Genomic DNA, 18,403 nt, shown 5'->3' on the forward strand with positions numbered 1-18,403 from the left:
CGATCCTGGCATCCAGGTCGACGCCGCTGCTGAGGGTGCCGCACCCGCCCACTCATGACCGCACCCGCAGACCGAACAGACCCGCCGCCGTGACATCCAGGCCGCCGCCGACGGTGCCGAGGTGCCGGAGCCCGCTGCTCACGACCCCTCCCGCAGACCCAGCAGCGCCGCCGCCATCGCATCCAGGTCGAGCCCCGGGTTGACGCGGACGAGCGTTTCCCGCGCGTCGGTCGGGAAGGCGTCCACCCCGTGGCAGGCGCCGCCGACAGCGCCCGCGATCGCGGCGATCGTGTCGCAGTCGCCGCCGACGGATGCCGCGAGCAGCGCGGCCCGCCAGGAGTCGTCGGGGCAGGCCGCCAGGACGGCGAAGGCGGCCGGGACCGACTCCTGTGTGGCCAGGCTCGTCCCGACCAACGCGTAGACCCGCTCGCAGACTTGGGCCTCCGTGAGCCCCCGTACCAGGCCGGTCGCCCACACGATCCGCTCGGCGACATCGGCGGCGGCCACCCAATGTCCACGCCCCGCCGCCAACCGGGCCGCCGACACGGCCACTTCGATCGCCTCGGGAACCGACGCCCCGTCAACTCCCGCGCTCACGGCGGCGGCCACAGCTGCGGCACCGGCGAGCGCGACCCCGGTGTTGTGGGTGAGGGCGCTCGCCTCCACCACCCGGTCCACCAGCGCGGCCGGGTCCGCGACCGACAGCGCGATGCCCACGGGGGCGATGCGCATCGCCGCTCCGTTGGTGGTGCCGTAGCGGCCCACCTCGTCCGCCGGGGTCCCCGCGAGGACCTGTTCCACCGCGCGCTTGGTGGACGGGCCCAGCAGGTCGAGGGAGCCCCGGGCCCGCATGTCGTCCTCCCAGACGACCAGGCGACGGGCCAGCTCCGCCGGGTCGATCCGGCCCTTGCCCTCCACCAGCAACTCGGCCAGCAGCAGGGCCTGTTCGGTGTCGTCGGTGACGGCTCCGGCCGGCATTCCGGCGGCCAGCGGATGGTCCGGGTCGGCCGGGTGGAAGCCGGTGAGGAAGGGGCCGTAGCGGGCGGTGATCTGTGGGCGGGACAGCATTTGGGTGGGCATGCCGAGGGCGTCGCCGAGGGCGAGTCCGTGGAGGGCTCCGGTGGCGCGGCTCTGGAGGGTCATGGGTACTTTCCGGTGCGGTTCGCGGGTTCGGCGGTTCAGCCGAAGGCGAGGGTGAGTTGGAAGTGGTCGGGGTCGAGGAGGCTCACGACATGTTCGACGAAGGAGCCGTCGGCGGCCCGGCTGGTGCGGCGCGTGTCGAGGAACCAGTCACCCGGTTCGCGGCGCAGCAGTTCCGCCTCCCGGCCGTCGATCCGCCGCCCGCTCACCCGCTGCTCGCCGTGGTCGGGCCGTAGCCCGGCCCGCAGCATCACATCGGTCAGGGAGTCCTGCCCGAGCCCGCGCGCCGGCAGGTCCCGTACCCCGGGCACGGGTGGCAGGAAACTGCGTTCGTACGACACGACGACCGCGTCCGCGACCAGTTCGCGTATCCGCTCGACGCACACGAACTCGCTGGTGTTCAGGGTGAGTTGGCGGGCCAGTTCCTCGTCCCGCCGAGCGTCGACCGCGAGTGTCCTGACCCGGGTGTCGATGCCCTGGGTGGCGAGCGCGTGGGCCCAGCCGAGGCTGTCGTCCAGTGGGCGGCCGTCGAAGAGGACGTAGGAGCCCTTGCCGGTGCGGGTGGCGATCAGGCCGGCCTCGCTGAGTTCGGCGAGGGCCGCGCGGACGGTCGTACGGCTGACGCCGAAGCGTTGGGCCAGGGCGTGTTCGCCGGGGAGTTGCTCGCCGGCGGGGCGGTGGCCGCTGCGGATCTCCTTGGCCAGGACCTCGGTGATGCGCTGGTGTTTGAGGCGGACGCCGGTCATGAGGCCTCCCCGACCGCCTCGGCGGCGGTGACCACTCGGATCAGGGGCTGGTACAGGTCCATGACGTGCAACGCCTTGGCGTGGGAGTCGTCGTCCACACCCGCGCAGGCGTCGGCGACGACCAGGACCTCTGCTCCGGCGTCGGCGGCGGCGAGGGCCGTGGACAGGACGCAGCAGTCGGTGCTGACGCCCGCGAGGAAGAGGCGGCCGGTGGGGGCGACGCGGTCGGCGAGTTCCGGGGTCCACTTGCCGAAGGTGGGTGCGTCCACCAAGTGCCGTGCCCGGGCGGCGAATTCGTCGGTCAGCCGCCAGAGCGGGGCGTCCGGCGGCCGGAGGGCGAAGGGCCACTGGTCGTAGTAGGCGCGCCAGCTGCCCTCGGGTTTGTCGGGGGCGATGAAGCGGGTGAAGGTGACGTCGTCCCCGAAGGCCGGCAGCAGTCGTCGTACGCCTGCCGCCGCCTCCTCGAAGCGGGGGGTGGCCCAGGGGCTGTCGGGTTCGGCGAAGACGCGCTGCATGTCGATGACGGCGAGATGGCCGGATGCGGTGGTCATAGGGCGGCCACCGCCTCGGGGCTGGCGGCCTGCTGCTCCTGGTCCTGGATGCGGGCGCGGCCCAGCACGAGGGTGCCGAGGAAGCCGAGCGCGAGCGCGGCCAGGACGCCGAGGTTGGCGTAGGCCCAGGCGCCGGACTTGCCGCCGAGGCCGAGCGGGTCGAGGAGGTAGCCCTGCCAAGTCAGCCAGCTGGCGGCCGTGTTGGTGACCAGGCCCCAGCCGATCGCGGTGGCGCCGAGGGTGAGGAGGAGCGGCGTGAGTTGGACGTCGCCGTAGCGGCCGGTCGGGCGGAAGAGGTCGCCCTCGTCGTAGTCGCGGCGGCGCAGGGCGAGGTCGGCGAGCATGATGCCGCACCAGGCGGCGATGGGGACGCCGAGGGTGGTGAGGAAGCCCATGAACTGGCCGAGGAAGTTGTCGGCGAAGAACACGATGTAGATGGAGCCCGCGATCATCAGGACGCCGTCGACGAGCGCGGCGAGGTAGCGCGGCACCCGCAGGCCCGCCGAGAGGAGGGCGAGGCCGGAGGAGTAGATGTCGAGGACCGCGCCGCCGACCAGGCCGAGCACCGCGACCACGACGAACGGGACCAGGAACCAGGTGGGCAGGATCGTCGTCAGCGCGCCGATCGGGTCGGCGGCGATCGCCTTGTTGAGCGTGCTGGAGGAACCGGCGAGCAGCAGACCGAAGACCAGCAGAAGCAGTGGAGCGACGGAGGCGCCGAACGTGGTCCAGCCGATCACGCCTCTGCTGGACGAACTCCGGGGCAGATAGCGGGAGTAGTCGGCGGCGGCGTTGACCCAGCCGAGGCCGAAGCCGGTCATCATGAACACCAGCGCGCCGATGAACTCCTGGGCGGAGCCCGCCGGTAGGGCACTGACCGTGCTCCAGTGGATGTGGTCGGCGACGAGCGCGATGTAGACGACGGTGAGCACGGCGGTGACCACGGTGATCACCGTCTGGAGCCGCATGATCAGGTCGAAGCCCATGACTCCGCCGACGACGATGAGCGCGCCGACGATGATCAGCGCGACCACCTTGGTCTCCGTGCCGCCGCCCCAGCTGAGCCGGTCGAAGACCGTCGCCGTGGCCATCGTCGCGAGCGCCGTGAGGACGGTCTCCCAGCCGACGGTGAGGATCCAGGAGATCACCGACGGCAGCCGGTTGCCGCGCACGCCGTAGGCGGCTCGGCTGAGCACCATCGTGGGCGCGGAGCCGCGCTTGCCCGCGACGGCGATGAAGCCGCAGAGCAGGAAGGAGAACACGATGCCGATCACACCGGCGACGAGCGCCTGCCAGAAGGAGATCCCGAAGCCGAGCGCGAAGGCGCCGTAACTCAGGCCCAGGATCGAGACGTTGGCCCCGAACCAGGGCCAGAACAGCGTGCGAGGGGTGCCTTTGCGTTCGTCGTCGCCGATCACATCGAGGCCGTGGGTCTCGACCTGAAGTTGCCGGGACTGGGAAGTCTGGGAGTCCGCCATCGTCGACCTACCTGTCTAGACGTGTTCAGTCGAGGCTAGGTGCGGTGGTGACGGGCGTCAAGAGGAACGGGTGGGTCCACGGCCGTTCCGCTGAGCGGATCCATGGGCGACTTCCGCGTGCCGGTGCAGCACGCTGGCCATCGGTCGCCGACGGCGCCGGGCCGCTCGGTGTACGGAGTGCATCCACCTTGGGGGAGTTATGAGAGAAGCATCGAAACCGGCGCGTCGTCGCGTGCTCGCCGGAACAAGGGCGGGGCTGCGGAGGTGGGCGGCCCGGGTGGCGCGCTCGCCGAAGGCGGTGGTGCTCGTCGTGGCGGCGCTGGTGGCCACCGCGTTCGCCGTGACACCCGCCTACGCGGACGATCCCGGACTGAACTGCGCGGTCACCGCGACCGCCACCATCTCGGTGACGCCCTCCCCCGTGCTCTACGGCCACAACGCCCTGGTGCAGTGGAGCGCGGACTGCGTGGCCAATACCTCGGAGGACGCGCTGGTGATCAGCGGGCCGGGCTTCAACCCGTCGACCACCGTCTTCCCGGTCGGCGGCGGATCGCAGCCGGTGTTCATCAACCAGACCGGGACCGTGGGCTGGAGTGTGACGGTCGTCGACACGTCGTCGGACACCGGATACAGCCGGGTCCTGGCGTCCGTGTCGGCCTCGGTGGCCGGTGTGACGACCGTGCCCAACGTGGTGGGTGACTCGCAGGCGCAGGCCGACCAGGATCTCAGGGCTGCCGGATACGTCCTCGGCACCGTCGGCAGCGTCGTCGACTGCAACAACGTCAACACGGTCAGTCGGCAGTCTCCGACCGCGGGCACCGTACTGCCCTCCGGGTCCTCGGTCTCGATCAAGATCGGCAAGAAGCCCACCCCGCCCGCCCAATGTGAATGAACCCGTCCGATCGACAGCCTCCTCGCCCTCGTGCCGGGACCGCATCCCGCGGCCCCGGCACGTCGCGGCGCTCAGACGAAGACGGCCATGATGTCACCGGCGAAGTAGCCGCTGCCCGCCCAGGCCACCGAGGTGTTGGGGGCGTTGACGATGTTCCCCCCGATCGTGGTGCAGCCGCCCGCGCTGCACGCCGTGCCGACGACGTAGTAGCGACCGGTGGTGCAACTGACTCCCACGTACTTTCCGTCGGAGGAGCGGGAGGTGGTGCACGAGGCGGCTGCCTGGTCCGACTGAGCCGCCGCCGGAGTCGCCAGACCGATCGCGACCACGGAGGCGGCGGCGCACAGGGTGGCCGCGAGACGTGTCCGAGTCATCATGTTGGTACTGCCTTTCGCGAGAGGTGACTTACTGTCAGCGGGGGTCCGTCAGCAGTTCTTGATCCAGTGGACCCAGTACCAGGGAGCGTCCGGGTCCTGCGAGAAGGCACCCGCGTCGTGCCACTGCGAGACGCCGTTGTCGTCCAGGAAGTTCGCGACCGTCCCCTTGGACTGGTTGTTGATCCACGATCCGTTCTGCAGCCATGGGATGCGGAAGTTGTAGCAGGCCCACATGCTGATCTTGTCGCCCTCGTACCAAGTGCCCTTCCAGGCACACATGGTGTTGCCGGGACAGAGTTCGACCAACGGCTTCCTGGGCGCGCTCGCCTCGCGAACCGTCTTCTCTCCCGGCAGGGTCAGGACGATCTCACCGCTGTCGCCGATGAGGATCCTGTTCACGGACACCTGTGTGCCGCCGGTCGAGGACAGATAGGAGTCCACCCGCTGCTGAAGTCCCTGCGCCTGCGCGCCGGTCAGTCCCAACTCCCGCGCCTGTCCGGCGAAGTCGGCCCGGGCGGGCCCGCTCGCGCCGGCGGCCACTCCGGTCGCCGACGCGAACACGAAGGCACCCACCGCGAGGACGGTGGTCAGACCGCGTCTCGCCCCGTTTCGTCTTGCCATAGAGCCATTACCCCCATTGAGTGCTGCGGCGGGAGGTCGCCCCGCTCACCGGGACATCGTTCGCGAGGCGGTCGCCCGCCTCAACGATTTCGATGCTCGTCGAAAACATGGACAGACCCTGGGCCGATGGACGTGCGGGCCCTCTCGCCGTCAAGTCGGCACCGCCCGGCCGGTGGCGCCGCGCCGACCGGGATCGTCGTCCGCGGTCCTCGAACTCCCGGAAAATTGTCCGTAATCCGTAACAGCGGGATCCCTCCGCTCGTTTATCCCGTCCTGACGAATGCATGGAACCGGACAACAGGACAGGGAACAGGGCGGACATGGCACGTCATGGCGGGCGGGGTTGGTACGGCCGGGTACTCGCGGCGGCGGTCGGTGTGACGGCGGTGGCGGCGGCCACCTCGGTGTGGACCGCGCAGGCCGGTGTGGTCGACGCGCAGCGGGGCGGCGCCAACGGGCGTCCTGGCGCCACCAGTTCGGCCCCGGCCCGGGTCGCGGCCGTGTCGGCGGAGATCGTGCACGCCTCCGACCGGGGCACGCGGGGCGTCAACATCACCATCGACGACGGGCCCGACCCGACCTGGACACCGCAGGTGCTCCAAGTGCTCAAGGAGTACGGAGTGAAGGCCACCTTCTGCATGGTCGGCCCGATGGCCGAGGCCCACCCGGACCTGGTCAAGGCGGTGGTGGCGGCCGGGCACCGGCTGTGCGACCACTCGGTGTCGCACGACACCACCATGGACAAGAAGTCCGAGTCCTACCAGAAGCAGGAGATCCTGAACGCCGCCGCCATGATCACCAAGGCCTCCGGGGGCGTACGGCCGCTGTACTACCGGGCGCCGGGCGGCGCGTTCACGCCGTACAGCCGTCATCTCGCCGCCGCGCAGGGCATGCGCCCGCTGGGGTGGAACGTCGACTCCAAGGACTTCGAACTCCCCGGCACCGGAGCCATCGTCACCACCGTCAAGAGCGAACTGCCCAACGGGCCGACCATCCTGTTCCACGACGCCGGCGGCGACCGCTCCGAGACCGTGGCCGCGCTCCGCGAGATCCTGCCGTGGCTGAAGCAGCAGGGTTATTCGTTCGGTTTCCCGATGCGCTGAAATTGACGGCCGTCGTTTTTCGGGTGACGAATATGTGTGGGAAATGTGGAACGGCCGACGAGGTGGCGGTATTTAAGCGTGTCGGTGCCGATTCGCGCTGCTGTCGATTCGCCATGAAGGCTTGCGGCGATTTCACCCGTGCAGTAACTACGTGAAGCATGAACCTGTTCAACCGTGCTGCGCCCCTCCGCCGCCCGGCACCCCCCACAGCTCCGCAACGCCCCGCCGCCCCACCGGCGTTCACCGCCTCCGGCCTGCCCGATCCCGCCCTGGCGGCGCTGACCGGAGAGTGGATGATCGACCCCGCGCACAGCCGGATCGGTTTCTCCGTCCGGCACGCCATGGTGACGACCGTGCGCGGGTCCTTCGCCGAATACAAAAGCCGGCTGTACTTCGACGGCCGCAACCCGGCCCGTTCGCGGGCGGAGATCGTGGTGTCCACCGGCAGTGTCGACACGGGCGTGGAACAGCGCGACGCCCACTTGGTGGGCCGGGACTTCCTGGACTCCGCGACCTATCCGCGGATGCGTTTCGCCAGTACCGCGGTGCAAATGTCTGGCAACGATGTCTACCGCATGCTCGGTGACCTCACCATCAAGGACACCACCCGTCCCGTCGTCCTGGAACTCACCTACATCGGACATGTCACCGACCCGTTCGGTGTAGAACGGGTCGGCTTCGACGGCACCACCACCATCGACCGTTCCGACTGGGGCCTGACCTACAACTCCCGGCTGGCCGAGGGCGGTGCGATGGTGAGCGAGAAGGTGCGGCTCCAGTTCGACATCGCCGCGATCAGGACGATGCCGGCCGGGTGACGAGACCGCCGCCCACGAACGTGTGCAGCGGGTTCAGGTCGCGCAGGACGTCGCTCGGGCAACGGGCGGGGTCCTGCTCCCAGACGGTGAGGTCCGCGAGGCGGCCCGGGCTGAGCGTGCCGCGCAGATTCTGGTCGCCCAGCAGCAGCGCCGCGTTGGCGGTGTGCAGGGTGAGGGCCTCGTCGTAGGTGATGGCGTGCTCCGGGCCCTTGGGGCCGATGACGGTCTGGCGGGTGATCATGCCGTAGACCGAACGCATCGCGCCGAACTGGCCGACGGGGAAGTCCGATCCGGCGCTGACCTGGGCGCCCAGGTCGATCCAGCCACGGGCGGGGAAGAGGCGGGCGACGCGCTCCGGGCCCCAGAAGCCCTCCTCGACCTCGGCGGTGTCGTGCAGGAGCGGCTGCTGGATGGTGACGGGGATGCCCAACTCGACGGCGCGGGCGCGCTGTTCGGGTCCGGCCAGACCGCCGTGCTCCATGACCAGCGCGCCGGCGGGCAGTCCGGGGTTGCGGGCGAGGACCCGCTCGTAGACGTCCAGGAGGGTGCGGACCGCACGGTCGCCGTAGGCGTGGGTGCCGACCCGCCAGCCACGCCGGACCACGGCCTCGGCGGCCTCCACCAGCGCGTCCGGCTCCCAGGTCAGCGTCCCGGAGAACGCGTGGTCACAGGCGTACGGCTCCTCGGTCGCGCCGGCCTCCAGGCCGCCGTCGAGCCCGAACTTCACGCCCCACACCCGCAGCCACGGGTCGGAGTCGTCGCGCCACTTCTCCATGGCGTCGAGCAGGTCCTCCACCTGGGCGGCACTGGTCATGCCGAGCGCCGAGATCAGGGCGCGCACCCGGATGCCGAGCGCCCCCGTCTCGCGGGCGGCCAACAGCACGGCGTAGTCCTCAAGGCCGACCGCGCAGTCGCGGACCGTGCCGATGCCGGTGGCTGCGTACTGGGCGGTGGCCAGCCGCAGCCCGTCGATCCGCCCGGCCCGGTCCGGGGCCGGGACGAGGCGCTCCACCAGGCCCATGGCGTTGTCGATCAGCCGCCCGTCGAGCCGGCCGTCGGCGTCGCGGCCGATGACACCGCCCGGCGGTACGGGGGTGTCCTCGGTGATGCCGGCCAGGCGCAGCGCGTAGTTGTTGACGACGTCGTTGTGGCCGCCGCGCTTGACCAGCACGGGGTGGCGGTCGGTGGCCGTGTCGAGTTCGGCGGCGGTGGGCATGCGCCGCTCGGCCAGATTCAGCTCCTACCAGTTGGTGGTGGTGCGGATCCACTCGCCCTCGGGAGTCGTCTTCGCCCGCTCCCGGATCAGCTCCAGGAACTCGGGGATGTCGCGGGCCTCATGGACCGGGACGTCGTGCGCGCCGAGCGCCGCGTAGATCAGGTGGGTGTGGGTGTCGTCGAAGGCGGGCAGCACGGTGGCGCCGGGCAGGTCGTGCACGGTGGTGTGCGGGCGCAGCAGGTGGTCGAGTCCGTCGGGGTCGGGCGAGAGGGCCGTGATGCGGTCGCCCCGCACAGCCAGCGCCCGCTGCGGGGCCTGGCCGGGGACCAGCGTGTGGATCGCCCCGGCCCGGATCACCAGATCGGCTCCGTGATCAGTCATCGTTCTCTCCCATTTCCTCGGTGCATCCGCTGACCAGGCCGTTGTACGGGCGATCAGCCGCTTCACGCACATATGGCGGGCATCAACGAAGGAAGTGCGCCATCGCTGTCGGCTAAAATCGAGATCATGCGCCAATTGGCCGGTCGGGCTCGTCCGCCGCTCCCGATGGTCATTGACAAGGCGATTCCGTAACGGTTGTCATGAACACATGCTCAGATGCCCGGAGACCCGCCGCACCCACCGCCCCGCCCGCCCCTCCGTGGCGCGGAAGTGCGGTCGTTGACCGGGCACCGCGAGCTGATCGGCACCGCCCGCACCGAGTTGACGGACCGTCAGGGAGTGCTGCTCCACGGTCCGGCGGGGATCGGCAAGTCCGTGCTCGTGGCCGCCCTCGTGGCGTCATCGGATGCCCATCTCCAGCCGTCCGGAACGGTGTTGCACTGCTCGCCCGCCGAGGAGGACGCCCGGCTGCCGTTCGCCGGTCTCGTCGACCTGTTCGCACGCGTGCCGGAGAGCTGCCTCGATGCACTGGCACCCGAACCCCAATTGGCCCTGCAGGCCGCCCTGTTGCGCGGCGAGGTACCGGTCGGCGACCGTGGCGGGCTCGCCGTCCGTGTCGCCGTTCTCGACGTGCTGCGCACCCTCGCGGCCACCGGCCCGGTGCTGCTGGTCCTCGACGGCCTCCAGTGGCTCGACGAACAGACCGCAGAGGTGCTCGCCTTCGTCGTACGCCGTGTCGAGGGCCTCGACGTGAGGGTGGTGGCCGCCGAGCGGGTGGCAGACGGCGAACAACCGGAACGGCCGCGCTGCTGCCCGCCCGGCACCGTCGAACTGCCCGTGCCACCACTGACCGACGACGAGGTGGCACGGCTGTTGCCCGCCGACCTGCCACCGGCGGTGCTGCGGGCCGTCCAGGACACGGCCGCCGGAAACCCTTGGTACGCCCTGGAGTTGGAGCGGGCGGCCCCGCGCGACGCGGCGGCCGTCGGCCTCGGCCGGACGCTGCCCGTCCCGCACCGGCTGCGCACCCTGCTGCTGGAGGGGGTGCACACCCTGCCGGAGAACACGCGGCACACCCTCCTCGTCACGAGCGCCGCCGCCCGCCCCACGCTCACGCTGCTGCGCGCCGCCGGGTTCGACGATCCGGCCGCGGACCTGGCGGAGACCGAGCAGATCGGGCTCGCGACCGCCGACGCCCACGGGACCGTCCGCTTCCGGCATCCGCTGCTCCGCGCCGCCGTCTACGCCGACGCTCCCGAGTACGGCCGGCGACAGGCGCACGCGCTCCTGGCCGCCGCGGTCACCGATCCCGTGGAGCGGGCCCGGCACCTCGCGCTCGCCCACCCCTACGAGGACGAGACCACCGCCCGCACCCTGCTGGCCGCCGCCGAGTCCGCCCGCCGCGACGGTGACCCCGACGCGGCCTTCGAACTCGCCGGGCTCGCGGCCCTGCGCACTCCGCGCGACCGACCGGCCGAGCACGCCGACCGGCTGCTGGCGGCGGCCGAATACGCCTGTGACGCCGGGCAGTTGGAGGAGGCGGGACAAGCGGCCGAGACCGTCCTCGCCGGATCGGGCTCGGCCCGGCAGCGGGTGCGGGCGCGGCTGGTCCTGCTGCGCAACGCCGGTCAAGCCCTGCACGGTACGCACGCGCTGATCGAGGAAGGGCTCCGGGACGCGGCCGGTGATCCCGAGGCGGAGGCGTGGCTGCATCACTGGGCGGCGGTACGGGGCCTGCTCTGCGGGGAGTTGGCGCAGGCCGCCAGACATGCCCGGCGCGCGGCCCGGCAGGCGGCCGTGGCCGGCGACACCGACACCCGGATCGGGGCACTCGCGACCCTGGCCCGGGTGCGCTCGCTGGGCGGTGAACCGGTCGCCGCCGACGCCGCGTTGGCGGAAGCGCTCTCGCTGACCGGCGGCGCGGGCGCCGGACCGGAGAGCTGGGGCCTGATCCGGATGCGGGCGATCCTCGCGCTGGACTCCGACAAGGTCACCGAGGCCCAGCGGCGGGTGACCGAACTCCTCGCGGAGATCGGGGAGTTCGCCGGGGTCGAGGAGTTCATGGCGACCCTGGTCGCCCTGACCCGCATCCAAGTGCGCGCCGGGCACTGCCGGGAAGCGCTGCACACCGCCGCCCGCTGCACCCGTGCCGTGGCCGAGACCGGCGTACAGGCGGCTCCGGCGCTGTACGCGGCGGCGCTCGCGGCGACCGCGGGCGGCAGTGCCGACGAGGCACGGGAGTTGGCCGGGCAGGCGGTGCGGGCCTCGGAGGCGGACGGCGACCGGCTGTTCCTGCTGCGCGCCCTCGCGGTGCTGGGGCAGGCCGAGTTGCTGGCCGGCGATCCGCGCGGGGCCGCCGCGGCGGTCGAGGCGCTGCAGCGCGTGAAGGAACTCGGCGAGGCCATGTCGGCCGCCGACCCTCCCCTGCTGCACTGGTACAGCGACCTGGCCGAGGCCTTGGTCGTGCTGGGCGAGACGGACGAGGCCGGGGCGGTGCTCGACGAGGCCCGCGCACGCGTGTCCGGCGACGCGCCCGGCAGCGTACTGGCGGCCCTGGAACGCGCGGAGGGGCTGCGCGAGGCCGGTCTCGGCCGGGCGAAGGAGGGGTCGGTACGGCTGCGCACCGCCGTGGACCGGCTGCGTCAACTCCCCCTGCCCGTGGACCTGGTACGCACTCTCATCTCGCTCGGCGCGGTCGAGCGCAGGGCCCGCCACCGCAACGCGGCCCGTACCGCGCTCGGCGAGGCGCTGGAGACCGCGACCCGTATCGGTGCCGTTCCGCTGGCGGCGCGGGCGGGCGACGAACTGGCCCGGCTGGAGGCCGGCGACCGGGACGGTGACGGACGGCCCGAACTCACTCCCACGGAGGCACGGGTGGCCGAACTGGTCGGCGGGGGTGCCACCAACCGGGAGGTCGCCGCCGAGCTGTTCATCAGCGTCAAGACGGTCGAGGGCACCCTCTCTCGGGTCTACCGCAAGGTCGGCGTCCGTTCGCGCACCGCGCTCGCCCATGCCATGGCGGTCGCCGTGATCGCGTCCGGAGCGGCGACCGTGAGCGTCGGCGACGACGACCAACAGCAGCCCGTCACACAGGCGGTGACGATCAGTCAGCCGGGCAGGCTGCGGACCCCCCGCACCCTCGACACCCGCCGCTGACCTGTCGTCCGCGGTTCATGTGACACCCGCTGTTAACACGTGACGCAAGGGTTCCCCCGCTTATGCGGGTGGGGTCGGTGTTCCTACGGTGAAACCCGTTCCGCTTCCGGGACAGCAACCCCCCACTCCTCGGAGGACTTCCGTGACGTCACGTCTGAAGCTGGTCGGCCTCGTCGCCGTACCGGCCCTGCTCGCCGCCGCCGTCCCCAGCGCCTACGCCGCCGTCCAGCCGCACGCAACTCGCGCCGCCGTCGCGGGAGATGTCCTCAAGGGCCTGAACCACGACGCGTCCCGCACCGGCGCCGTCGCCGCCGGCAAGCGCATATCGGTGGCCATCAGCCTGACGCCCAGAAACGACAAGGCGCTGGACACGTTCGTCGCAGGCGTCAGCAATCCGCGGTCGAGTTCGTACGGCCACTATCTGACGAAGGCGCAGTTCGCGGCCCGGTTCGGCCGGACCGACGCCGAGGTCAAGCAGGTCAAGGACTTCCTGCTCGCCCAGGGTCTGACCGTCGGCAAGGTCCACTCGGGGAACCTGCTGGTCGACGCCAGCGGCACCGCCGCCCAGCTGGAGAAGGCGTTCGGCACCAAGCTGTCGACGTGGAAGGACGCCAAGTCGGGCCGCGCGTTCTACGCCAACGAGACCGCGCCGACCCTGCCCACCGGCATCGCCGGGCTCGTCAGCGACGTGACCGGCCTCAACAACCGCGCCCAGCTGCACCACCAGGGCTCCGCCAAGGTCAACCCGCACAACGGCCCCGGCGGCGGCTACACCCCGGCCCAGATCAAGGGCGGCTACAACGTCTCCAGCACGTACACCGGCAGCGGCCAGAAGATCGCGCTGCTGGAGTTCGACGGCTTCCAGCAGGCCAACATCACCAAGTACGACACCAACTACAGCCTGGGCTCGCCCACTCCGACCGTCTCGAAGGTCGACGGCGGCTCCGGCGCGCTCGGTGACGGTCAGGTCGAGGTCGAGCTGGACATCGAGGTCCTGCACGCGATCGCCCCGAAGGCGAACGTCACCGTCTTCGAGGGCCCCAACTCCGACGCCGGTGAGGTCGACACCTACCAGGCCATCGTCGACAGCGGCATCCCGACCACCTCGATCAGCTGGGGCGCCTCCGAGAGCCAGCGCACCACCTCCAACATCAACGCCGTGGACGCCGTCTTCAAGGCGGGCGCGGCCGAGGGCCTCGGCTTCTACGCGGCCTCCGGCGACGACGGCTCGGACGACGCGGGCGACGGCACCACCACCGTCGACTACCCGGCCAGCGACCCGTACGTCACCGGCGTCGGCGGCACCACGCTGACCGTCACCTCCGCCAACGCGTGGAGCAAGGAGACGGCGTGGTCGGGCGGTGGCGGCGGCAAGTCCTCCGTCTTCAAGATCCCGAGCTGGCAGACCGCGGTGCAGAAGACCGCGGGCGGCGGCTACCGCCAGGTGCCCGACGTGTCGGCGCTCGCCAACCCGAGCCCCGGCGTCTCGATCTACTCGCAGGGCAGCTGGGGCACGGTCGGCGGCACCAGCGCCGCCGCGCCCGAGTGGGCGGCCTTCGGCGCGCTCTACAACCAGCAGGCCGCGGCCGCCGGCAAGGCCAACCTCGGCTTCGCCAACCCCGCGCTCTACACGGCGAGCGGCACCGGCTTCCACGACATCACCAGCGGCAGCAACGGCGCCTACTCCGCCGCCAGCGGCTGGGACTTCACCACCGGCTGGGGTTCGTACAACGCGGCGACCCTGGCGGCCAAGCTCCTCGGCTGACCGTCGGTAACTGAGCCAAGAGCGGGCCGGGATCCCTCCCGGCCCGCTCTGCACGTCCGTAGAAGTGTCAGCTGTCGTAGTCGACGGCGAGGGTGTCGGACACCGGGAAGGTCTGGCAGGTGAGGACGTAACCCGCGTCGACCTCGGCGGGTTCGAGGGCGTAGTTGCGCCGCATGTCCGCCGTGCCGTCGGTGACCAGCGCGCGACAGGTGCCGCAGACGCCGCCCTTGCAGGCGAACGGCAGATCGGGCCGGGTCTTCTGGGCGCCGTCGAGGATCGAACTGTCCTTGGGCAGCGCGGAGTTGGTGGTACGCCCGTCGAGCGTGACGCTCACCTGGCTGACCGGGCCGCCGTAGGCCTTGTCGACGTGTTCGTTCGGCCGGACGGGCTCGTCGTCGGCGTAGAACAGCTCCTGGTGGACACGGTCGGCGGGGACGCCGAGTGCGGCGAGGACGTGCTGGGCGTCCCGGACCATGCCGTGCGGGCCGCACAGCCACCAGTGGTCGGCGGTCTCCACGTCCACGAGGGCGTCGACGAGCGTGGTGAGCCGGTCGGCGTCGAGGCGGCCGGAGAGGATCTCGGCCTCGCGCGGTTCCCGGGACAGGATGTGCGCGAGCTGGAAGCGGCCGGGGTGCAGGTCCTTCAGGTCGGCGAGGTCGTCGGCGAACATCACCGTGTCGGAGCGCCGGTTGCCGTAGAAGAGCGTGACGCGGGAGCGGGTGTCGGCGGCGAGGACGGATTCCGCGATGGACAGCATCGGGGTGATTCCGGAGCCCGCGGCGATCAGGACGTGATGGCCGGGGAGGGTCAGGTCGGGGGTGAAGGCACCGGTGGGGGCCATCACCTCGACGGTGTCTCCGGGGCGTACCTCGTCGACCAGCCAGGAGGAGAACAGGCCGCCGGGGACGACCCGTACGCCGATGCGCGGGCGCGCTCCCGCCGGGGAGCAGATGGAGTACGAGCGGCGCTCGTCGCGACCCTCGACCTCGCGGCGGAGCGTGAGCGACTGGCCGGGCCGGTAGGCGAACTCCTCGGCGAGGTGGTCGGGGATGTCGAAGCTGATGGCGGCGGCGTCCTCGCACAGCGGCTCTACGGCCGCGACCCGCAGCGCGTGGAAGGCCGGGCGGCGGCGCGCCGGGCGGGCGGGGGTGGTGGAAGTGGTGGGGGCCGGGGCGGTCACTGGTCCACCGTCCTTTCCACGGGCGGGAGTTGGGGACTCGCCGGACTCTCCGCGAACGGGGACCGAGTGCTCGCCGTGACCTCCGCGAGCGGGAGCCGGCGGCTCATCGTGCCCTCCACGGGCTGGAGTTGAGGACTCGCCGGGCTCACTGCGAGCGGGGACCGGGCGCTCACCGCGCTCATCGCGAGCAGGTGTCGGGGGCTCGCCACAATCGAGTGGTGGGGGCTCGCCATCAGATCTCCTTGACGTACTCGAACGGCTCGCGGCAGGCGCGGCACCGCCACAGGGCTTTGCAGGAGGTCGCGGCGAAGTGCGAGGTCTCCTCGGTGTCCGTCGCCCCGCAGCGGGGGCAGGCCACCGTACGGCGGGTCGGCGACAGCGTGAGCACCAGCGGACCGCGCGGGGCGGCGCCGGGCGGCGCGATGCCGTGTTCGGTGAGCTTGGCGCGGCCGGCCGGGGTGATCCAGTCGCTGCTCCAGGGCGGGGTCAGGACCGTACGGATCTCCACGCGCGCGTACCCGGCGTCCGTCAGCCGCGCGGCCACCTCGGCGCGCATCTCGGCCATGGCGGGGCAGCCGGAGTAGGTGGGCGTCAGGCTCGCGACGACCGTCCCGTCCTCGCGCAATTCGACGTCACGCAGTACGCCGAGGTCGGCCAGCGTGAGCATGGGCATCTCGGGGTCGGGCACCTGCGCGGCGATGTGCCGGGCGCGCCGCGCGTCGAGCAGGGTGGTCACCATGCCGCCTCCGGGTGGGCGCGGGCCACGCTCTGGAGTTCGGTGAGCAGAGGGGCGAGGTGTTCGGTGTGGTCGCCGTCGCGGCCGTGTCCGGGGACGGGTGCCACCTCGGGCCAGACGAGCCCGGCGGCGTCGGTGACCTGGTGGAGCACGGCCAGCACCTCGGCCTCCAACTCCCCCGTCTCCGCGAAGAGTTCGTCCACGTAGGGCGCGACGGCGACCAGCGCGTCCCGCATCCTCCGCTGTGACTCCTCGGTGCCGTCGCCGAGCCGGACGGCCCACTCGGCGGCGTACTGGCGGTGGTACGCAAGCTCCTTGACACCCTTGGCGGCGATGGCCGCGAGCACCGGGTCCGACGTGGTGACGGCGAGGCGCTCGAAGAGGGCGAGTCGCCAGGAGGACAGCACCAGCAGGCGGGTGATGGAGAACGCGAAGTCGCCGTTGGGGAGTTCGGCCAGCCGTACGTTGCGGAAGGCGTCGGCGTCGCGGAAGTAGGCGTAGGCGTCCTCGCCGCGTCCGGTGCCGTCGACCTGACCGGCGCGGGCGTAGAGCAGGCGGGTCTGGCCGAGCAGGTCGAGCCCGATGTTGGCCAGCGCGACCTCCTCCTCCAACTCGGGGGCGGCGGTGCACCATTGGGCCAGCCGCTGGGCGCTGACGAGCGCGTCGTCGCCAAGTGCCAGGCAGTACGCGGCCAGTTGAGCGGTGTCCGTCCCCTCCGGCACGCTCTGGTCGACGCCGTGCAGCGGGTCCTCGAAGCCGGTGCCGAAGGCCCAGCGGGCGTCGCTGTCGTCGTGCCCCTCGGCCAGGGACAGATAGACGTGGTCGTCACTCATTCCCTGCTCCTAGATGTGGGGGACGTCTTCGGGGATGTCGTAGAACGTGGGGTGGCGGTAGACCTTGTCGGCGCTCGGCGCGAAGAACGGGTCCTTCTCGTCACGGGTCGAGGCGGCGATGTGCTCCGAGCGCACGACCCAGATGGACACGCCCTCGTTGCGCCGCGTGTAGAGGTCGCGGGCGTGGGTGAGGGCCATCGCGTCGTCGGCGGCGTGCAGCGAGCCGACGTGGACGTGGTTCAGTCCGCGCTTGCCGCGCACGAACACCTCGTACAGGGGCCAGTCCTGCGTCATGCCGCCGCTCCTTCGGTCTTCTTCGTACGGGCGGCCTGCTTGGCCGCGTGGGCGGTGGCCGCCTCCCGGACCCAGGCGCCCTCCTCGTGGGCGGCCCTGCGGCGGGAGACCCGCTCGGCGTTACGCGGTCCGTCTCCCTTGATCACGCGCTGCAACTCGGACCAGTCGGGGGTGCCGAAGTCGTGGTGGCCGCGCTCCTCGTTCCAGCTCAACTCCGGGTCGGGCAGGGTGACTCCGAGCTTCGCGGCCTGCGGGACGGTCATGTCGACGAAGCGCTGGCGCAGTTCGTCGTTGCTGTGCCGCTTGATCTTCCAGGCCATGGAGCGGGCCGAGTTGGGCGAGTCGTCGTCGGGCGGGCCGAACATCATCAGCGACGGCCACCACCAACGGTCCACCGCGTCCTGCACCATGGCCCGCTGCGCGTCCGTCCCGCGCATCATCGTGAGCAGCAGCTCGAAGCCCTGGCGCTGGTGGAAGGACTCCTCCTTGCACACCCGCACCATGGCCCGCGCGTACGGCCCGTACGAGCAGCGGCACAGCGGCACCTGGTTGCAGATCGCCGCGCCGTCCACGAACCAGCCGATCACGCCGACGTCGGCGAAGGTCGGCGTCGGGTAGTTGAAGATCGACGAGTACTTCTGCCGGCCCTCGATCAGCGCCTCGGTCAGTTCGGCGCGGTCCGCGCCCAGGGTCTCGGCGGCCGAGTACAGATACAGCCCGTGTCCGGCCTCGTCCTGCACCTTCGCGAAGAGGATCGCCTTGCGGCGCAGGGAGGGCGCGCGGGTGATCCAGTCGCCCTCCGGCTGCATCCCGATGATCTCGGAGTGCGCGTGCTGCGCGATCTGCCGGATCAGGGTCTTGCGGTAGCCGTCGGGCATCCAGTCGCGGGGCTCGATCCGCTGGTCCTTCGCGATCGTGGCGTCGAACTGCTCCTCGAACCGCGTCTCGTCCCGGTCGGCGGCTGACGCCTCCGTGCCTGTGCTCGTCATCGACACCTCAACTCCCCTACCGACCATTCGTTCGGTTCCCAGTGTGAAGGGTTTCCCCCGGTGAGGCAAGACCTGCCGGGCGAATGGCTGGTCAGCGGCCCGCGAAACGCCATCCGCCCGCCCATGC

Annotated in this window: 17 protein-coding genes and 1 pseudogene; 5 read left to right on the forward strand and 13 right to left on the reverse strand. The window is 71.4% G+C overall.

The annotated features are described in order from the left end of the window. Window positions 1–138 precede the first annotated feature (138 nt). The 4 genes from ACIBJH_RS25845 to ACIBJH_RS25860 are packed head-to-tail and all read right to left on the reverse strand — an operon-like array spanning window position 139 to window position 3,915. Window positions 139–1,143, reverse strand: coding sequence for an ADP-ribosylglycohydrolase family protein (locus tag ACIBJH_RS25845; protein ID WP_399119223.1), 1,005 nt, complete (start codon window positions 1,141–1,143; stop codon window positions 139–141). Window positions 1,144–1,178: 35 nt separating this feature from the next. After that, the gene (locus tag ACIBJH_RS25850; RefSeq protein ID WP_399119224.1) at window positions 1,179–1,886 is read right to left on the reverse strand and encodes a GntR family transcriptional regulator; all 708 of its coding nucleotides are present in this window, start codon (window positions 1,884–1,886) and stop codon (window positions 1,179–1,181) included. Continuing rightward, window positions 1,883–2,437: a cysteine hydrolase family protein gene (locus ACIBJH_RS25855; RefSeq protein ID WP_399119225.1), complete on the reverse strand. Its 555-nt coding sequence runs from the start codon at window positions 2,435–2,437 to the stop codon at window positions 1,883–1,885. Before ACIBJH_RS25855 ends, ACIBJH_RS25850 begins: the two co-directional genes overlap by 4 nt. After that, the gene (locus tag ACIBJH_RS25860) at window positions 2,434–3,915 is read right to left on the reverse strand and encodes a purine-cytosine permease family protein (protein WP_399119226.1); all 1,482 of its coding nucleotides are present in this window, start codon (window positions 3,913–3,915) and stop codon (window positions 2,434–2,436) included. The genes ACIBJH_RS25855 and ACIBJH_RS25860 overlap by 4 nt, the downstream gene beginning before the upstream one ends. A gap of 277 nt (window positions 3,916–4,192) precedes the next feature. Here ACIBJH_RS25860 and ACIBJH_RS25865 point away from each other — a divergent pair, with 277 nt between their 5' ends. Beyond that, complete coding sequence (locus tag ACIBJH_RS25865; protein WP_399119228.1) at window positions 4,193–4,807, forward strand: PASTA domain-containing protein; 615 nt, start codon at window positions 4,193–4,195, stop codon at window positions 4,805–4,807. A 71-nt stretch (window positions 4,808–4,878) separates the two neighbouring features. Here ACIBJH_RS25865 and ACIBJH_RS25870 read toward each other — a convergent pair whose 3' ends face one another. Both ACIBJH_RS25870 and ACIBJH_RS25875 read right to left on the reverse strand, forming a co-directional pair. Next, entirely contained in the window at window positions 4,879–5,184 is a 306-nt protein-coding gene (locus ACIBJH_RS25870; protein ID WP_399119229.1) for a hypothetical protein, read from the reverse strand. Between the two features lie 48 nt (window positions 5,185–5,232). Further along, window positions 5,233–5,805, reverse strand: coding sequence for a hypothetical protein (locus tag ACIBJH_RS25875; protein WP_399119230.1), 573 nt, complete (start codon window positions 5,803–5,805; stop codon window positions 5,233–5,235). A gap of 320 nt (window positions 5,806–6,125) precedes the next feature. On the opposite strand from ACIBJH_RS25875, the gene ACIBJH_RS25880 reads away from it, so the two are divergent. After that, complete coding sequence (locus ACIBJH_RS25880; RefSeq protein ID WP_399119231.1) at window positions 6,126–6,908, forward strand: polysaccharide deacetylase family protein; 783 nt, start codon at window positions 6,126–6,128, stop codon at window positions 6,906–6,908. A gap of 158 nt (window positions 6,909–7,066) precedes the next feature. After that, entirely contained in the window at window positions 7,067–7,726 is a 660-nt protein-coding gene (locus tag ACIBJH_RS25885) for a YceI family protein (protein ID WP_399119232.1), read from the forward strand. On the opposite strand, the pseudogene ACIBJH_RS25890 reads toward ACIBJH_RS25885, so the two are convergent. Further along, window positions 7,704–9,395, reverse strand: a pseudogene (locus ACIBJH_RS25890) (amidohydrolase). The gene ACIBJH_RS25885 and the pseudogene ACIBJH_RS25890 sit on opposite strands and share 23 nt — an antisense overlap. 198 nt (window positions 9,396–9,593) lie before the next feature. Here ACIBJH_RS25890 and ACIBJH_RS25895 point away from each other — a divergent pair. After that, window positions 9,594–12,479 carry an AAA family ATPase gene (locus tag ACIBJH_RS25895; RefSeq protein WP_399119233.1) on the forward strand — a complete coding sequence of 962 codons (2,886 nt, stop codon included), beginning with the start codon at window positions 9,594–9,596 and terminating at the stop codon, window positions 12,477–12,479. A 142-nt stretch (window positions 12,480–12,621) separates the two neighbouring features. Further along, window positions 12,622–14,244 (forward strand): protease pro-enzyme activation domain-containing protein, encoded by a 1,623-nt coding sequence (locus ACIBJH_RS25900; RefSeq protein WP_399119234.1) that lies wholly within the window; start codon window positions 12,622–12,624, stop codon window positions 14,242–14,244. 67 nt (window positions 14,245–14,311) lie between these two features. On the opposite strand, the gene paaE is transcribed toward ACIBJH_RS25900, so the two are convergent. The 6 genes from paaE to paaA are packed head-to-tail and all read right to left on the reverse strand — an operon-like array spanning window position 14,312 to window position 18,276. Beyond that, window positions 14,312–15,424: a 1,2-phenylacetyl-CoA epoxidase subunit PaaE gene (gene paaE / locus ACIBJH_RS25905; protein WP_399119235.1), complete on the reverse strand. Its 1,113-nt coding sequence runs from the start codon at window positions 15,422–15,424 to the stop codon at window positions 14,312–14,314. Continuing rightward, the gene (locus ACIBJH_RS25910; protein ID WP_399119236.1) at window positions 15,421–15,657 is read right to left on the reverse strand and encodes a hypothetical protein; all 237 of its coding nucleotides are present in this window, start codon (window positions 15,655–15,657) and stop codon (window positions 15,421–15,423) included. The genes paaE and ACIBJH_RS25910 overlap by 4 nt, the downstream gene beginning before the upstream one ends. Next, window positions 15,657–16,163: a 1,2-phenylacetyl-CoA epoxidase subunit PaaD gene (gene paaD, locus ACIBJH_RS25915; protein WP_399119237.1), complete on the reverse strand. Its 507-nt coding sequence runs from the start codon at window positions 16,161–16,163 to the stop codon at window positions 15,657–15,659. The genes ACIBJH_RS25910 and paaD overlap by 1 nt, the downstream gene beginning before the upstream one ends. After that, window positions 16,157–16,993: a 1,2-phenylacetyl-CoA epoxidase subunit PaaC gene (gene paaC / locus ACIBJH_RS25920; RefSeq protein ID WP_399119238.1), complete on the reverse strand. Its 837-nt coding sequence runs from the start codon at window positions 16,991–16,993 to the stop codon at window positions 16,157–16,159. The genes paaD and paaC overlap by 7 nt, the downstream gene beginning before the upstream one ends. Window positions 16,994–17,002: 9 nt before the next feature. After that, complete coding sequence (gene paaB, locus ACIBJH_RS25925) at window positions 17,003–17,287, reverse strand: 1,2-phenylacetyl-CoA epoxidase subunit PaaB (RefSeq protein ID WP_033278572.1); 285 nt, start codon at window positions 17,285–17,287, stop codon at window positions 17,003–17,005. Further along, window positions 17,284–18,276 (reverse strand): 1,2-phenylacetyl-CoA epoxidase subunit PaaA, encoded by a 993-nt coding sequence (gene paaA / locus ACIBJH_RS25930; protein WP_399119239.1) that lies wholly within the window; start codon window positions 18,274–18,276, stop codon window positions 17,284–17,286. The genes paaB and paaA overlap by 4 nt, the downstream gene beginning before the upstream one ends. Between the last annotated feature and the right edge of the window lie 127 nt (window positions 18,277–18,403).

This window comes from Streptomyces sp. NPDC050548 (assembly GCF_044457385.1).
GTDB lineage: Bacteria > Actinomycetota > Actinomycetes > Streptomycetales > Streptomycetaceae > Streptomyces.

Coding starts and splice junctions, on each gene's coding strand:
- paaB (WP_033278572.1), bottom strand. CDS start 17,287: ATGACGCAGGACTGGCCCCTGTACGAGGTGTTCGTGCGCGGCAAGCGC.
- ACIBJH_RS25845 (WP_399119223.1), bottom strand. CDS start 1,143: ATGACCCTCCAGAGCCGCGCCACCGGAGCCCTCCACGGACTCGCCCTC.
- ACIBJH_RS25875 (WP_399119230.1), bottom strand. CDS start 5,805: ATGGCAAGACGAAACGGGGCGAGACGCGGTCTGACCACCGTCCTCGCG.
- ACIBJH_RS25870 (WP_399119229.1), bottom strand. CDS start 5,184: ATGATGACTCGGACACGTCTCGCGGCCACCCTGTGCGCCGCCGCCTCC.
- ACIBJH_RS25910 (WP_399119236.1), bottom strand. CDS start 15,657: ATGGCGAGCCCCCACCACTCGATTGTGGCGAGCCCCCGACACCTGCTC.
- paaC (WP_399119238.1), bottom strand. CDS start 16,993: ATGAGTGACGACCACGTCTATCTGTCCCTGGCCGAGGGGCACGACGAC.
- ACIBJH_RS25860 (WP_399119226.1), bottom strand. CDS start 3,915: ATGGCGGACTCCCAGACTTCCCAGTCCCGGCAACTTCAGGTCGAGACC.
- ACIBJH_RS25855 (WP_399119225.1), bottom strand. CDS start 2,437: ATGACCACCGCATCCGGCCATCTCGCCGTCATCGACATGCAGCGCGTC.
- ACIBJH_RS25885 (WP_399119232.1), top strand. CDS start 7,067: ATGAACCTGTTCAACCGTGCTGCGCCCCTCCGCCGCCCGGCACCCCCC.
- paaD (WP_399119237.1), bottom strand. CDS start 16,163: ATGGTGACCACCCTGCTCGACGCGCGGCGCGCCCGGCACATCGCCGCG.
- ACIBJH_RS25850 (WP_399119224.1), bottom strand. CDS start 1,886: ATGACCGGCGTCCGCCTCAAACACCAGCGCATCACCGAGGTCCTGGCC.
- ACIBJH_RS25880 (WP_399119231.1), top strand. CDS start 6,126: ATGGCACGTCATGGCGGGCGGGGTTGGTACGGCCGGGTACTCGCGGCG.
- paaA (WP_399119239.1), bottom strand. CDS start 18,276: ATGACGAGCACAGGCACGGAGGCGTCAGCCGCCGACCGGGACGAGACG.